Below are 15,065 nucleotides of genomic sequence, written 5' to 3' on the forward strand. Positions count from 1 at the left end.
CATGGCCTCGGCCGGTTACGTGAACGAACGGCCGATTCTGGGATGCCGCGTTCGGGCACTGAACGATCGCTCGTGGGTCTAAAGGCCCGCCGGTCGCCAAGCAGAAAGCGTCGGTATGAAGGCAAGCCGCGATCACGGCAAAAGGGGCACCATCGACATAATTGAGCATTTCGCACCTGACTCTTATGGCCTCCTTATCCTAGCACCTGCGGTTGCGCTTGGCAGTGGCTGGCTTGGCGGCGATAGGGTTGTTGGTCGTGCAGCCATACGTGGCCTAGTGAAAAAGGCTGCTCGCTTTAAGGAAGCTGAACGGCAGAGACTAACCATCCATTTGCCCAGCAGAGCACTTACGCGCCGGTTGGATTAGATCGAACGATATTGTAGAGCGCAGCACTGCTCTGCAATGTCCGTTAAATGGGGGTCTGGCTTAAAATGGAAATTCTATTAGGCCTAGTGGCCGGAATTTAGTCTATTCGTGTCCCGAATTCTGTGTGCCACTAGCATGTCGAGCCTGGAACAGCCTTCGTCCTTCCGTGAAGTACACGACGCACAGAACTGCAACGCCGATCGCCAGGTAGCCGAAGGCCAGCGGATAGGTTGTTCCGTCATAGGCCTGCCCGATGATGGAGCCGACGATCACCGCACCGACGCTGGTGATAAAACCCTGTATCGAGGACGCGGTACCGGCGATGTGTCCGACAGGCTCCATCGCCATCGCACCGAAATTCGACCCGCATAGTCCGATGCAGGTCATGCTGAGCGCTTGGAACAGCATGTACGTCTCCAGCGACTCCCGTCCGACGCCGATTACGACGAGGTGGAGAAGCGACAGCATGATCAACGCGAGCAATGCGGACTGGGAGATGAGGCGGGTGCCAAGCCGCTCGACGAGGCGGCTGTTGGCAAAGGATGCACAGCCCATCGAGAAGGCGCAGACGGCGAACAGAATCGTGAAGCGTTCACCGGCATGGAATTCATCGACGAAGATCTGCTGCGCGGACGAAACGAAGGCGATGATGCCGCCGAATGTCATCGACGCCGCCACGGCATAGCCCGCGGAGAAGCGGTTCGTTAGCGTCAATCGGTAGGCGCGGCCGAGCGACGCCCGCGACAAGGGCGACCGACGTTCCACCGGCAGGGATTCGCGTAGACGGACCGTCGACCAGGCAAGGACGACAGCCGCAAAGGCCGCCAGCGCATAGAAGATGAACCGCCAGGGTCCGAAAGCCAGCAGGACCTGGCCGAGACTGGGCGCCATGATCGGTACCAGGAAGAAGATCATCTGGGCGACGGAGAGCGTGCGCGCCATCTGGCGACCCGAATAGCGGTCACGCACGATCGCGACCGCAAGTACACGCGTCGATGCCGACATGAGGCCCTGGAGTGCGCGTGCGCCGAGAAGGGCGGGGAATGTTTGCGAACCTGCGGCGAAGATGCTGGCTGCCACGAAGCCCGCAATGGTGACGAGCAAGATCGGCCTGCGGCCAAATCTGTCTGCAAGCGGGCCGTAGACGAGCTGTCCAGCACCGAAGCCAAGCATGTAGACCGTGATGATCCACTGTCGGTGGTTGGCCGTCGTGACGGCAAGCTGATGGCCGATGTCGGCGAGCGCAGGCAGCATCAGGTCCACGCCCAATGCGTTGACCGCCATCAGCGCGGCGACGAACGCGACGAATTCACCGGGGGGCATGGAGGAGGTCCGCTTATCGATCATCGCCGCCATCTAGGTCGACAATCTGCTGATGACCATGCCCACCAGTACGCTTAAACGGCGGCTCACGAGCAGTGATTTACGGGGAACCTTGGCTTTTCGCAGTGCCGACAAGTTTTGAAGAATTTTGGCGCAACTCTCGTTCGTTGGCAGTGGCCGCGGGCCTCTTGGACAAGCGTCTGAAGTTGCAGAGCGCCAAGGACCAGCTGACCGTCCATTCGGGCGTCCGTGCGGCGTTAACATGGCTTCTCAAGCCATAAGCCACGCGTCGGAGCTGGCGCCTCTTAGCAGATTTGGTTCTGCTCCCCCCCTGTCGAACTCTCAACCCGCGCGATTGGAATGCAGGCGGAGCAGCCGCCCGCCAGGTCCGTCTTCCAGCAGCCATAGCGCCCCGTCCGGGCCGGCCATGACCGCGCGGATCCGCGCACCCATGCTCCACCGCTCGACTTCGCTGGGGACCGCGCCGTCGAACGCGATGCGGATCAGCGCTTCCGATGCGAGTCCGCCGACAAAGGCGGAGCCTCGCCACTGCGGAAACATCGTGCCGTCATAGAAGGTGAGCCCGGCCGGCGCGATAATCGGGCTCCAGTACAGCGCCGGCTGCTGGAATTTCGTCTTGCCGGCGGGCGAGGCGATCGGCGTGTCGTCGTAGTTCTTGCCGTAGGATACGATCGGCCAGCCATAGTTCCTGCCGGGCTCGATCAGGTTCAGCTCGTCGCCGCCCTGCGGACCCATTTCAGTCGACCAAAGGCGACCCTTGGCATCGAACGCCAGTCCGTAGGGGTTGCGATGACCCGTCGTCCAGGTCTCCGCCCGAGTCAGGTTCGGGCCGGGAATCGTGACCTGGCGTACCGGCGCGGTGGCGGCGCCGCCGGTATTTTCCGGCGGATCGATGATGCCGATCGTGGTCGCGCCGATCTTGCCGGCGCCGGGATTGCCGGGCGCTGGCGTGCCATCCAGCGTCAGCCGCAGGATCTTGCCGAGCGCCTGATCAGGGTCCTGCGCGGGCGTGAAACGCTGGCGTTCGCCGGAGGTGAGGAAAAGATAGCGGCCGTCGGGCGAGAATGCGATGTAGCCGCCGAACTGCCCGCCATTGCCGCGGGGCAGTTGCCGCCACACAACCCGAAGGTCTCTCAGCACCGGTTGCGCCGCGCCGGGATCGAGCGTCGCGCGCGCCAACGCCAGACCGTCGCCACCCGCGCCGGGTTCGGCATAGGTGAGGTAGACGTGCCCGCTCTGCGCGAAGTCGGGCGCGGCGGCGACGAATAACAGACCGCCCTGTCCCTCGAAGTGGACGCGCGGCACCCCGCCGACCGGCGTCTTCACGCCCGCCGCGCTGACCAGCCACAGCCGGCCGGGCTTTTCGGTCACCAGCATCCTCTGGTCCGGCAGAAAGGCCAGCGCCCAGGGGGAGTCGAACGCGGCGACGGGATCGACCTTGAACGGCTTGGACGACGCGGGGGTCGCCGCGCCGTAGTTCACCGGTGGCGCGGGCGCCTCCGAGCCGGCCGGTGGGGCGGCGCGGTCCGTCGGTCCGCAGCTGATCAGCAGCGACAGCGCAGCCATGGACAGTCTAGGATAGGCAGGCACAGGCGATCCTCTCAATACAGGCGGCCGGTGTGTCGCAAACGCGATCGAGCGACCAGCCGATTATCGCGTCGAACGCGTGATGCGTCGGCGTTGGACGTCCGTCCACATTGCCGGGCTCGGATAGCATTTGCGCGGCGTCTCATTGGCTGCTGCCACCGGTCCGCCGATGCCCGGCGTCGCGTGACGTGGGCGTGATGACCAGTAGCGACACGCCCTGCCGCGGCAGATCGAACGCCAGCGTGGCGTCACCCCTGCGAGCCGTCAGGCGGGTCGGCGCGGCATCCATGGTCGTGAGTTCGGCGGCCTTCAGCAACGTGGCACGCTGTTCGTTCGTCGGGGCGAGCGGCGATCCCATGGCGCGCCATGCGGCGAAGCTGTTCGAGTGGCTGGCGTCGATCCGGTAGTGGGTCACTGTCGCGCCCTTGGCAAAGGCGCGCGGTAATCGGCGCAGCTGCAGTCGCACCGCGGCTTTCGGCCCCGGCAGATCGTCGTCATGATAGTGCCAGACGAGCACAGCAAGCTTGTCGCCGTCGAGGCTGGCGACGCTGCCGACGTCCGCGGTGCCGCGCACGCCCTCGGTCATCACTGTGTCTAACGCGACTTGATGGTCGGACATGGCGGGGACGTAGCGACCCTTCATCTGCGCGAACATCTTGAACATGTTCATGACGGGCAGGTCGATGCCGTTTGAGGTGAGTTGGCGAAAGCCCGCGAACGGTGCCTGATCCTCGAACTCGAACGCCCACGACAGGATGCCCTCCAGATCGAGGCGATGGCGGTCGGCAAGCGCCAGCAGGCGGGGAAAGGATGCCGCGGTGTAGCTCGAGTACATGGTACCGTTGCGGTACGCATTGGCCGGCCCCTGACAGGCCGCGCAGCCTTCCGGATCGGATTCGCCGATTACGATGGGCTTGTTGCGGAATGCCGGGTTGGCGCTAATCGCTGTGAATTCATGCTCGGCGGCTTTGAGGTGGGTGTTCAGGCCCATGCGCACATGGCCACCCTTCGCATCCTGGACCAGCTCGGGCTGGCCCTTGGCATGGAAGGAGAGAAAGTCGGTCGGTGTGCCCGCCGCCTGTACGTGAGCCATGAATGCCGTCAGGAAGTCGTCACCGGCGCCGGCATTGTCCGGTCCTCCGACCCGCGCGCCGGGTAGCGCCCGCCGGACACCGCGCACCGCGGCATCGTGCAAACGGAAGAACTCCTCGCGCGTCCCGCCCCAGTAATATTGCGGCAGATTGGCTTCGTTCCAAGTCTGGAAATACCAGCTCGCGACGTCTTCGCGGCCATAACGGTCGACGCAATGACGCACCCACTGGTAGATCAAGTCTTCCCAACGCCCATAGTCGCGTGGTGGATAGGCCCAGCCGGTGCGCAACGCGCCGCTGCCCGGCCGCCAGTCATGCTGATAGGGGACCGGCCTGGTCGACATTGCCTCGGGCATGAAGCCGAGCTCGACATAGGGTTTGACGCCGCGCGCGCGGTACGTGTCGAAAATCCGGTCTATCACGGTCCAGTCGTAGAGCGGGCGACCGCTCGCATCTTCCGAATAGATACCAGTGGACCCCCATTTCAGCGCAGGGGTGCCATCGCCCGAGGTCAGAAGGTTATGGGTGCGGAAATACACGTGGTCGGGCGCGAGTTTGCCCAAGGTCGACAGCGTGGTTCGTCCGTCCTTCATCGTCGCATAGTTTGGCTCGTCAGCGCCGAAGAACCGCCACACAGTTTCCACGGGCCGTTCTGGGCGACCGGCATCGACCTCTACGACCACGGAAAACGCGTCGGCATCAGGGGTCGGCTCAGCTCTTGCGGGAGCGAGAACGGCGATCGCCGCAAAACCGATCATCATCAACCGCATCATGATGCCGTCACCTGCTCCGCCGGAGACGAACAGCATGCGGACGATGTCGTCTTTGACCACGCTCGCAGCGCGACGGCGGACATCATGACCCGAACAGGAAATTCGCATGGACAGCGGATCTCACGCGGGTTGCTGAAGTCCGACAATGCCAGTTGGTGAGTGGAGACTGCGGATCGCAGCGCAGGATGGTCAATCCGATCGAGCGGTACCATCTGCACTTCACTTCGTCACTCGTGGCGAAAGCCAGCCGCTGTCAGCCAGCCAGTCTTGCAGGCGATCAGGCCAGTGCAGGATCGATATCCGATCCGACTCGTCGAGGTTGAACGCATGGCCGCTGTCCGCATACATGTGCAACTCAGCCGACACGCCGCTCTTCCTCAGCTGTTCGTAGAGCGCGACGGTGGGTGCTGCACAGCAGGGATCGCGGCTTCCGGCGACCAGGAAGGCCGGCGGCGCGTTCTTGACGGCGGTGGCTGGGATGCCACGCGGTCCGGGGAAGACAAGCACCTGGAAATCAGGGCGTGCGGATTGTTTGTCGACGGCATCAAGGGCGCTGCGTCGTGCTGGCTCTGGATTGTCCGCGATCAGCGACACGAGTTCGCCTCCGGCTGAAAAGCCCATCGCACCGACGCGCGTCGGGTCGATGCCATAGTCGGTGGCATGCGCGCGAACCCAGCGCAGCGCGCGCCGCGCATCGTCCGCCGCATCGCCCTCGACCGAGTATTTCGACCCAGGCTCGTTCGCGAGCCGGTATTTGAGCACAAACGCGGTGACGCCCATGCGATTCAGTGCGGTCGCGACCTTGGTTCCTTCATTGGTCCAAACGAGCAGTTTGTGGCCGCCACCAGGCATGATCACCATCGCCGCCCCGTTGCGGTGCGCAGGCGCGGCGGGGAAGGCGATCAGCGACGGATCATGGATGTTGCGTACCCAATAGTCGCGGGCGATCTCGGCCTCGCCACGGTGCGCAGCCGATCCCGGCGCGCCGTTGGGCCAGAGCTTGATCACAGTGTATTGCGGAGGTTGCTCGGGCGCGGGATCCTGCGCCCCCAGCGGAACGGCCACCAGCAGCGCAAGTGCCGTGAGCACGGCCCGTTTCACTTGGCTTGCACCATTGCCGCCACTGCTGCGCGCGCGGTCAGGATGGAAGCTGGGCGTGCGCTTGCTCCTGCAAGATTACCCGTATCACTGACGGCCGGGCTCGTTTGCGCCCCGGTGGCGATAGGAGCCATGACATTGGTCTGCGCCAGCGCGGGGGAGATTGCGCAAATCGTCAAGCAGGAGAGGTACGAAAAAGGGCGCCGAACCCATCGAGGGGTGGCTTTCAAGCGGGATCCGAATCCCATGGTCGCTCTCCCGATCTTATCGTTCTTTTTCTAAGGATATCGATAGCGCTACCATAGTCCAACGATTTCTAATCGGTTGCGGACAGCGAGGACTTCACCGTCAACGAATGCCAATCGAGATCCAGCGCCCGGGAGGGGCGCCTAGGCTAGTGGAAATCTGCAATGACAGGTCTCGTCGCGCTTCCGCTTTTACAGCGAGAAGAACGTACGCTGCATCGTGTCGGGATCGCCTTTTTGACGCAGAGCACAGCGAGTCGGCTAAGGCGCGGACGAAGCCCTTACTAATCACGGCTTGCAGAGTGACCTATTGTCACTTAATGCTGAGCGTCAGTTGTTCATAAGGAAGGCCGATGCCTACCCAAAAGCCGATTCTACGCGGCGATATCATGGTCAAGGCGGCAATTCCTCGGGACGTCATGACGTTCTGGGTTCGCGGCGGTGTGCTGCGTCCGATGGAAGCCCCTACGGGAACCGGCTTTAAGCTCCGCTTCTCCTGGTATGAGGCAAATATCGCCGCGATCATGAACCAGCTTCGCATACTCGGGGTAAAAATCGAGGGTATGCTGTCGATTGGTCGCGTCTACCGCGAGGCCATTGCTTACTTCGACGGGTTGGGGCTGAACCGTAACCAAGTTTATGGTCTGTGGTCGCTTTTCATTGTCGAAGATAGCTTTGTCGCGAGAATGCTGAGGCAGGCGGAGTTACGGAACCTCGTAAACTCACCCGGCTTCGATCGTGACAAGAACCCGAGCATTGTCGCAGCTTTCGTCGATCTTTCCGAAGATGAACAGGAGGAAGAGCTTAAAGAGGCGATGCTTGCGGCGGCAGGAGAAGCGCATGGAGAAAAGCGCCTAACTCGTGAAATTGCCGAAATCCGGGAGAATGTAGAGCGCGAGGACTTTTACCGGCACCTACACGCTTACCTAACCGTCACCGAGCAACCAAAGGCCGATGATCCCGCTGGCCACAGCGCCAATCTTGAGGAAATGACCTATTTCTGGCGCACCGGCGAGGGCGACGAATATCGCTTTGCATGGGGTCCGAAAGCGAGCGGCGAGGCCACCAAGGATGGCGCAAAGGCCATGATCGCGGTCGACGTCACAGCTGTACTCTATGAGGTCTGGAATCGGCCGGAACACGGTACCTTTCCATGATCGTGAGCCCTGGCGACCCGGCTGCCGGTACACTTCGTCCGAAACCGTGCCGAGGCCCCACCCGATTGGGGAGGTTTTTCCTGTCTTATTGGTCCGCTGGTGACTGTCGCTACTGGCCGAGGCGCGCCGCGTGACCAGCAAGCCGCGCCTGCGACCGCCCAAGGCTAAGCGGATCCGCTAATTTCGACACGTCCTTTCTAGCCATCTCTCGGAGCGCGCTTCCGAGAACGCCACCGCCTTGCCGGAACGCATTCGATGACAAACCCCAAGTTTTCAGCCGCCACATTAACGGCTTCCATTGCAAAGAACGACAACCGGCAAGCTCCGCACGTCGTTCGCACTACGCCGCCCGTCGATGGCAGGACGCGATATCGCAAGTCGAAGCGTCCTGTTCTGAACGCGGACGGCACGCCGAAGATGGAGCTGAAGATCCATAACGCGCAGCCCAGCTTCGCGGGGTTGCACGACGCCGAGCGCCTCGAGGAAGCCGCATGAAGAACGTCGCCCAAGCGAAGCAAGATGGTCATGCCAGTGCAGCGGGTCGTTTCCTGCGTATCGACGACGTGATTGCGAGCACCGGACTAAGCCGTGCGACGATTTACCGGATGGTCGCGAACAACGACTTTCCCGCCCAGCACCCCCTCACGAAGCGCTGCATCGGCTGGTGGCAATCGGACGTCGATACGTGGCTAAAAGCGCGTCTGGCGAAGCCTCCTGTCCCAGCATGACACTGGTCAAACTTGCTCCTTCAAATTTCCAGGGGGGATCGATTGGGGGCACGCAAGGGGGCACTAGACGATGCGAAAATTCGAATAATGCACATATTACAGGACCTTAATGGAATGTACGCAGTAGCAGCCCTGTCCACCAAAGCTTTGCGGTATCACCGCCCAAGCTTTGGTCCTTCGCCGGTAGCAAGGCCAGGCGCGAACCTTACAACCTTCAGATCTGTGCCGGGATGTCGTGCGGACATCGTGCGCGAAAACGCGTCCCGCGACGGCATTCGGCGCGCTTCAAACAGGGATGCCTAACCGCAGAATTGCGGTTAATGTAGGTCTATGTCTGCCAGCCGCATTGATCTCCTGACCGAAGCGCAAAGGGCCTGTCTTCGACTGGTCCTGACGCATCACAATTCGAAGGAGATCGCAGCGCTGCTCGGCGTGTCGCCGTCGGCGATCGACAAGCGGATCGAACGCGCGGTTCAGGTGCTGGGCGCGGGGTCGCGGTTCGAGGCTGCGCGGCTGTTGCAACGGCACGAAACCGCCGGGGATTTCGATGTGCCCGCAGAGCCCCGCGTCATGCCCTCCGCCACGCCCGCGCCCCGCGCCGCGAACGACAGGACGGAGGACGGGACGTCGCCAATGCCGTCGTCGGACCTGCTGGTCGCGACGTATGATCGGCTCCCATCCGAACCAATCGACGTAGCGCGCGCGCCGTCGCATCCGCCACAGGTCGGCCAGGACGATCCATGGGGGCTCGTCCGCCGCTTCATAGGGATGACGCCCAGAGGCGGACCGGAGGGAGCGGCGCGGAACCGCCTGTCCAAGGGGGACAGGCTGATCCGGCTGGTCGGGCTCATGGCGTTGCTGGCGATCACCACGGTGGCGCTGGTGACGATGACGATGACCATGACGAGCCTGTTCAGGCAGGTTCGCGGCAGCGCCGCCTCTCCCCGGGTCGAGCATTCGTCGCGCTGGGGTGGGAAATTCGACATGTTGAAGGAACGTCGTCAGGCAACCGACAGGGTCACCGCAGACTTTCTGAAGGCGGAGGCGGCGGTCGACCAGGCCGCGTCGCTCGCCGCATCGTGCGTCGCGACCTTGTTGCAGCAGCGTGCGGCGGCAAAACTGCCGGTCGCGACCGGGATCGCCGCGCTGCAACTCGTCGCGGATGCATCGTCCGATCTGATCAAGGCCCGCCAGCGCTTCGTCGACGCGCACCATGCGCTGGTCGCGGTACGCAGCGAAATCGGCCTCGGTGCCTTCTATGCCTATGGTGACGAGGGCGAGTGTCCGCCCAACGAAGGGGCTCTGCGCGACGATGCGTTGCTGCACCTCGTCGTTGCCGCCTGACGACGCGGCCGGTGGATCGCTTGACCCGATAACGTGGACCGCGTCTGGATCTTCAACGCGCTGCAACTGGCGGCGACCGGCTATGCATTCTGGCGTGGCGGTGCCCCCGAGCGGCTGACCGGGCTTGCCCTGCTGCTCGCGGCACTGGCCACGCGGATGTTTCACCAGCTTGGCGCAGGCGAGTTCGTCGACGTCGAGATCGGCATCATGACCGTCGACATCGTCCTGCTCGGCGTGATGATCGCCATCACGCTGCACGCCGATCGGTTCTGGCCGGCCTGGGTCACCGCGCTCCATGCACTGGGAACCGGGGCGCATCTGGCCCGGGCGATCAACCCCGACGTGATCCGGCTCGCTTATGCGGTCCTGTCGGTCATGTGGAGCTACCCCATCGTCCTGCTGCTCGCCGTCGGAACGATGCGGCATGCCAGACGGGTCCGGTCGCGAGGCTGGGATCTCGACTGGAGCCGCCAGGACCCGACCCTTCCTTAGCCCTGCATCTGAGGCTTTAAATGTCTTATGCCATTCCTTTCATGCGACTCTTGAACGGCGCACGGCCCGGGCCGGCTCTTGCACCCGCCGCCGTCGATCCCGCCCGCCTGGTGAGCGCTGCCAAGCATCTGTACGAACTGCGTCGCCAGCGCGACGCGGCATTCGGCGCGGACCTGTTCTCCGAACCCGCCTGGGACATGCTGCTCGACCTGTTCATCTCGCATCACGAGGGGCGTCAGCTCAGCGTGTCCGCGGTGTGCATCGGCGCGCGGGCGCCCTCGGCGACGGCGCTGCGCTACCTTGCGATCCTGCAGGAGGCGGGTCTCGTCCTGCGGACCCGCGACAAAAATGACGGTCGACGATCGCATATTCAGCTGTCGGTCGTCGGGCGTCAGCGGATGAGCGATCTGCTCGCGGGTCTGGTGGATTGCTGATCCGCAAGCTGGCCGGGTGACCGGTCGAGCTTGGCGGACGGACGAACAAGATCCCTGCGGCCGGCGCCGACCGGGCGTCTTCGCGGCTGCTGCCGCGCGGCTCGATACGCCGCGCATGGCGGGCCCCGATCCGGCCATCCGCCATCCAAAGCTTGAAAAATTGCGCCTGCGATGGCATGTAAGTCTCGGATACCCGTCAATTTTACTGGTTTGCGGGCCTCCCAATAAATTCCGGCAAATGGGCGAGGACTTTGAGCAACGGTTGTGCTCGGTCGATCGCTTCTGTGCGTCTTTCGGCCGATCCTGCGCAGCCCATCCATCATCCGGCGATGCGCCCTTAGCCGTCTCCGCCCCTCGGGGGCCGGGATCGGGGGCGGGCAGGCGGTAACGAAAAAGGCATCATAGTGCGAATTGGATCGAACGACGACACGCGGACCGCCGAGCAGTCAGGCGAAGCTCCAGCGGCCGGCACGGGCGTAACGCGCCGCAATCTTCTAGGCTCGGCGATCGTTGCGGGCGTCGCAGGGTCCTCCGCCATGGTTCCCCTGTCGCCGGCGCAGGCCGCGACGACGGAACGTTCGGTCGACGTGCTGCTGATCGGCGGCGGCATCATGAGCGCGACGCTCGCCGTGCTGCTGCGCCAGCTCGAGCCGAGCTGGACGATCGAGCTGGTCGAACGTCTCGACAAGGTCGCCGAGGAGAGCTCGGGCGGCTGGAACAACGCGGGCACCGGCCATTCGGCGCTGTGCGAACTCAACTACACGCCGGTCAACGCGGCCGACGGCCGTGTCGAGATCGCCAAGGCGGTCGAGATCAACGAGCAGTTCCAGGTCACGCGCCAGTTTCTCAGCCACCAGGTCAAGGCCGGCATGCTCGGCGCACCGCGGACGTTCATCAACTCGACCCCGCACATGAACCTCGTCTGGGGCGACGCCAATGTCGCCTTCCTTCGCAAGCGCTGGGAAGCGCTGGGCGCCAGTCCGCTCTTCTCCGGCATGGAGTTCTCGACCGACCGCGCCCAGATCGCCAAATGGGTGCCGCTGATGATGCAGGGCCGCGATCCGGCGCTGCCGCTTGCGGCGACCCGCTCGCCGCTCGGCACGGATTGCGACTGGGGTGCGGTGACGCGGCAATATATCGCCGCGCTCGACAAGCAGGCGAACTTCACGCTGACGACGGGGCATGAGGTCCGTTCGCTCGAGCGCAATGCCAAGGGCGGCTGGGAAGTCACCGCGCGCGACATGAAGACCGACGACAAGCAGGTCATCAATGCGCGCTTCGTCTTTGCCGGCGCGGGTGGCGGCGCACTGCCGATCCTGCAGAAGTCGGGCATCCCCGAGGCGGACGACTATGCCGGCTTTCCGGTCGGCGGATCCTTCCTGGTCGCGGACAAGCCGGAGATCACGCACCGCCATCTCGCCAAGGTTTACGGCAAGGCCGCGGTCGGCTCACCGCCCATGTCGGTGCCGCATCTCGACACCCGCTATCTCGACGGCAAGCAGGCGCTGCTGTTCGGACCGTTCGCGACCTTCTCGACCAAGTTCCTGAAGCAGGGGTCCTATTTCGATCTGCCTGCATCGGTGACGATCGACAATTTCCGGCCGATGGTCGCGGTCGGCTGGGACGATTTCGCGCTGGTCGAATATCTCGCAGGGCAGCTGATCATGTCGGATGCCGACCGGATGGAGGCGTTGCGCGAATATTTCCCCGGCGCCAAGGACGGCGACTGGCGCCTGTGGCAGGCGGGCCAGCGCGTGCAGATCATCAAGCGTGATCCTGAAAAGGGCGGCGTGCTGAAGCTGGGCACCGAGATCGTCGCGTCGAAGGACGGCTCGATCGCGGCGCTGCTCGGCGCGTCGCCGGGTGCGTCGACCGCGCCGTCGATCATGCTCGACCTGCTCAAGAAGGTGTTTCCGAACCGGCTGTCGACCGCCGGCTGGCAGGCCAAGATCCGCGAGATCGTCCCGAGCTACGGCATCAAGCTCAATGAGCATCCCGAACTGCTCGCCGATCACTGGCGCAATACCGCCGATACGCTGCAACTCGCCATCGCCTCGCCGGCGGTCCATGTCGCGACCAAGCCCCGCCCCGCCGCGATGCGCGTCAAGGCGGACCGCAGCCCCGACCTCGCCCTCTGACAGCTGTCCTCGACCGCGCCCTCCCCGGCATTGCCGGGGAGGGGTAAGCTATGGCACGCACGCGGGCCCTGCTGGCGGGAAATGCCCCATATCCGATCCGCCCCGCTAACGAAGATCGGCCACCTTGCGGTCATGCGTGAGCGAACATCAGAACGCCAGAATAGTAAAGCCGTCGAAATCATGTCGACCTGGGACGGTCTTGGTCAAAAAACACGATAGACTTGTCTGTCGATGCCCCCGACAGTTCTCCCGATATTTGTGTTTTGCCCCGCCTAATCGGGATAAGCGCTGGGGGAATGTATATGCAGCCTGTCCGGGCCGCCGAACACTCGAAACGTCGCTTTGTCGCATTAGATGGGTTGAGGGGGGTCGCGGCGCTGATGGTCGTGGCATATCATATCGGCATCTTCCTGAAGTTTCCGAGCGGAATGACGGTCCATGGCACTATCGCGGTGGACTTTTTCCTGTGTCTTAGCGGTTTCGTCCTCGCCTTCGCGCATGAGCGGCGGTTGCGCGAGGGCGGCGGTGAGTTCGCTCGCTTTCTGATGTCACGGGTGGTTCGGCTCTGGCCGAGCGTGCTCGCCGGATCGGTGGCGGCCTTGCTCGTGGCGCTCGGCATGGCGGGCGGCCCGGGGGCGTCATCCGCCTATCGGGCGTTTGCCCTGTCCCTCATCGTCCTGCCGCGGCTCGAGGGGCAGAATCTGGTCTGGTTCAACGGCGTCTACTGGTCGCTTTTTGCAGAGATCCTCGTCAATCTGCTTTGGGCGGTATCCGTCAAGGCCCTCGGCAATCGCGGGCTGATCACGATCGCCTTCGTCCTTTCGGTCGCGATCACCTGGGTCGCCATCGACCATAATAGCGTCCATTTCTTTTATCAGTCGGTCGATATGATCGTGCCAACGACGGTCAGGGCCTTGGCGTCCTTCTGCATGGGGGTGGTCGCATACCGGATCTACGAGGCGCGTCGCGTGAAGGCGGATGTTGCGCCCGTGATCCTGATCGCCGCACTCCTCTTTCCGATGATCGTGCCCGGCGTCTCCTGGTTTGGCATCCCGCTGTCGCTCTTCTACATCCTGTGCGCCAACCCGATGATCGTATTGCTCGGCGCACTTGGGCAACGAGAGCAGTCGCGCGTGCTGACATGGCTGGGGAATGTCTCCTTCCCACTATATGCCACGCATCTGCCGGTCGTCATGCTGCTCTCTCGATTGATGGCGGGCCAGCCGCTCGCCGAGCGACTGATCGCAGCGGTCGGTATCGTGGGGGCTGCGCTGATCGTGGCGGAGATCGTCCGCCGTTTCGTCGAAAAGCCGGCGCTCGCCTTTCTGGGCGCGCGCCTGCTCCTCCCGCGTCGCGCCGTTTCGGTCGGCTAGCGCGATGCGACGAGCGGCGCCGGCCGATGCTCGGCCTCGGCACCCAGAAAGGCCCTCCACGCATCGACGAAGGTCGGCATTGAGAACGCGTCGAGACGCGCCTCGAGATCGACCCGCCGTGCCGCGATCTGGTCCGGGCGGAGTTCGGCGAGCTGTGTCATTCCCGCGGCGATGGCCTCGACGGAGTGCGGATCGACCGCGATCGCACTTGGTCCCGCGACCTCTTCGAGGACGCTGTTGGCGCTGATCAGCGGCACCAGTCCGTTGCGCATCGCTTCCGCGACGGGGACGCCGAATCCTTCGAGAAGGCTCACCAGCACGAACCCCCGCGCATGCGCATAGAGCCAGCGCAACTGCTCGTCCGAGACATAGGGCAGGAGGATGACGCCGGGGGTTTGCTCCGCCTCGGCGATGACGGCCTCGGATCCCGGTTCGCGGCTGCCGCAGATGACATAGTGATAGCCCGCATCGGCAAGGCCCGCGCGTGCGAATGCGCGGATGCTGGCCAGCTGGTTCTTGCGGCGCCCGATGCTCCCCACGGTCAGCAGAAACAGGCCTTCAACGCCGTCCACGGCGTGTTGCGCGCCACCCGCCACGCCCGTGCGGATCGGTGGATAGATCACGGTGGCGGGGGACCCGGTGCCATAGAGGCGGTGAAATGCCGCCTTGGATGCCTGGCTGACAAAGGCCATGCGGGGCTGGCGTTCGGCGATGCGTGCATAGACCCGCTCGTAGAGCGCGGTGACGGACGGGGCGAAGAGTTCGGGATGCGTCAGGGGGCCGAGATCGTGGCACAGCACGGCATCATGCGACGTGACGTGCCAGCCCAGCACGGTCATCGGATCGAGATGAAGGACCGCGCGTCGGCTCCGCTGTCGCGGCAGCAGCCTGGGA

13 protein-coding genes are annotated in these 15,065 nt (G+C 63.8%); 8 read left to right on the forward strand and 5 right to left on the reverse strand.

Translation table 11 applies throughout. From position 1 onward, the window contains the following. Window positions 1-469: 469 nt before the first annotated feature. From IFT87_RS17125 to IFT87_RS17140, 4 genes are all read right to left on the reverse strand, one after another. Complete coding sequence (locus IFT87_RS17125) at window positions 470-1,714, reverse strand: multidrug effflux MFS transporter (RefSeq protein WP_446740635.1); 1,245 nt, start codon at window positions 1,712-1,714, stop codon at window positions 470-472. A 318-nt stretch (window positions 1,715-2,032) separates the two neighbouring features. Then, on the reverse strand, window positions 2,033-3,277 hold the full coding sequence (locus IFT87_RS17130) for a PQQ-dependent sugar dehydrogenase (RefSeq protein ID WP_192191362.1): 1,245 nt from the start codon (window positions 3,275-3,277) through the stop codon (window positions 2,033-2,035). Between the two features lie 163 nt (window positions 3,278-3,440). Next, complete coding sequence (locus tag IFT87_RS17135) at window positions 3,441-5,198, reverse strand: GH39 family glycosyl hydrolase (RefSeq protein ID WP_249403424.1); 1,758 nt, start codon at window positions 5,196-5,198, stop codon at window positions 3,441-3,443. A gap of 183 nt (window positions 5,199-5,381) precedes the next feature. Next, window positions 5,382-6,251: an alpha/beta hydrolase gene (locus IFT87_RS17140; RefSeq protein WP_342211187.1), complete on the reverse strand. Its 870-nt coding sequence runs from the start codon at window positions 6,249-6,251 to the stop codon at window positions 5,382-5,384. Window positions 6,252-6,858: 607 nt separating this feature from the next. Here IFT87_RS17140 and IFT87_RS17145 point away from each other — a divergent pair. The 8 genes from IFT87_RS17145 to IFT87_RS17180 all read left to right on the forward strand — a co-directional run bounded on the left by IFT87_RS17145 (window position 6,859) and on the right by IFT87_RS17180 (window position 14,171). After that, window positions 6,859-7,662, forward strand: coding sequence for a hypothetical protein (locus IFT87_RS17145; protein ID WP_192191364.1), 804 nt, complete (start codon window positions 6,859-6,861; stop codon window positions 7,660-7,662). Between the two features lie 255 nt (window positions 7,663-7,917). Continuing rightward, window positions 7,918-8,157 (forward strand): hypothetical protein, encoded by a 240-nt coding sequence (locus IFT87_RS17150; RefSeq protein ID WP_192191365.1) that lies wholly within the window; start codon window positions 7,918-7,920, stop codon window positions 8,155-8,157. Further along, on the forward strand, window positions 8,154-8,390 hold the full coding sequence (locus IFT87_RS17155; protein ID WP_192191366.1) for a helix-turn-helix transcriptional regulator: 237 nt from the start codon (window positions 8,154-8,156) through the stop codon (window positions 8,388-8,390). The genes IFT87_RS17150 and IFT87_RS17155 overlap by 4 nt, the downstream gene beginning before the upstream one ends. Window positions 8,391-8,720: 330 nt before the next feature. Beyond that, complete coding sequence (locus IFT87_RS17160) at window positions 8,721-9,734, forward strand: sigma factor-like helix-turn-helix DNA-binding protein (RefSeq protein WP_052149008.1); 1,014 nt, start codon at window positions 8,721-8,723, stop codon at window positions 9,732-9,734. Between the two features lie 33 nt (window positions 9,735-9,767). After that, the gene (locus IFT87_RS17165; RefSeq protein ID WP_042467030.1) at window positions 9,768-10,226 is read left to right on the forward strand and encodes a hypothetical protein; all 459 of its coding nucleotides are present in this window, start codon (window positions 9,768-9,770) and stop codon (window positions 10,224-10,226) included. Window positions 10,227-10,267: 41 nt separating this feature from the next. Further along, window positions 10,268-10,660, forward strand: coding sequence for a hypothetical protein (locus tag IFT87_RS17170; protein WP_042467029.1), 393 nt, complete (start codon window positions 10,268-10,270; stop codon window positions 10,658-10,660). A gap of 404 nt (window positions 10,661-11,064) precedes the next feature. Beyond that, window positions 11,065-12,798 carry a malate dehydrogenase (quinone) gene (gene mqo / locus IFT87_RS17175; RefSeq protein ID WP_342211188.1) on the forward strand — a complete coding sequence of 578 codons (1,734 nt, stop codon included), beginning with the start codon at window positions 11,065-11,067 and terminating at the stop codon, window positions 12,796-12,798. Window positions 12,799-13,019: 221 nt separating this feature from the next. Continuing rightward, window positions 13,020-14,171 carry an acyltransferase family protein gene (locus tag IFT87_RS17180; RefSeq protein ID WP_192191367.1) on the forward strand — a complete coding sequence of 384 codons (1,152 nt, stop codon included), beginning with the start codon at window positions 13,020-13,022 and terminating at the stop codon, window positions 14,169-14,171. On the opposite strand, the gene IFT87_RS17185 is transcribed toward IFT87_RS17180, so the two are convergent. Then, on the reverse strand, window positions 14,168-15,010 hold the full coding sequence (locus IFT87_RS17185; protein WP_206757236.1) for a glycosyltransferase family 4 protein: 843 nt from the start codon (window positions 15,008-15,010) through the stop codon (window positions 14,168-14,170). The genes IFT87_RS17180 and IFT87_RS17185 overlap by 4 nt on opposite strands. Window positions 15,011-15,065: the final 55 nt, after the last annotated feature.

It is taken from the genome of Sphingomonas sp. CFBP 8765 (assembly GCF_014841445.1).
Taxonomy (GTDB): Bacteria; Pseudomonadota; Alphaproteobacteria; order Sphingomonadales; family Sphingomonadaceae; genus Sphingomonas; species Sphingomonas aerolata.

What these genes read in the sequence shown, in the direction of transcription:
- IFT87_RS17185 (WP_206757236.1), bottom strand. Translation starts at nt 15,010, where the DNA reads ATGACCGTGCTGGGCTGGCACGTCACGTCGCATGATGCCGTGCTGTGC.
- IFT87_RS17125 (WP_446740635.1), bottom strand. Translation starts at nt 1,714, where the DNA reads ATGATCGATAAGCGGACCTCCTCCATGCCCCCCGGTGAATTCGTCGCG.
- IFT87_RS17160 (WP_052149008.1), top strand. Translation starts at nt 8,721, where the DNA reads ATGTCTGCCAGCCGCATTGATCTCCTGACCGAAGCGCAAAGGGCCTGT.
- IFT87_RS17130 (WP_192191362.1), bottom strand. Translation starts at nt 3,277, where the DNA reads ATGGCTGCGCTGTCGCTGCTGATCAGCTGCGGACCGACGGACCGCGCC.
- IFT87_RS17155 (WP_192191366.1), top strand. Translation starts at nt 8,154, where the DNA reads ATGAAGAACGTCGCCCAAGCGAAGCAAGATGGTCATGCCAGTGCAGCG.
- IFT87_RS17170 (WP_042467029.1), top strand. Translation starts at nt 10,268, where the DNA reads ATGCGACTCTTGAACGGCGCACGGCCCGGGCCGGCTCTTGCACCCGCC.
- IFT87_RS17145 (WP_192191364.1), top strand. Translation starts at nt 6,859, where the DNA reads ATGCCTACCCAAAAGCCGATTCTACGCGGCGATATCATGGTCAAGGCG.
- IFT87_RS17135 (WP_249403424.1), bottom strand. Translation starts at nt 5,198, where the DNA reads ATGCTGTTCGTCTCCGGCGGAGCAGGTGACGGCATCATGATGCGGTTG.
- IFT87_RS17150 (WP_192191365.1), top strand. Translation starts at nt 7,918, where the DNA reads ATGACAAACCCCAAGTTTTCAGCCGCCACATTAACGGCTTCCATTGCA.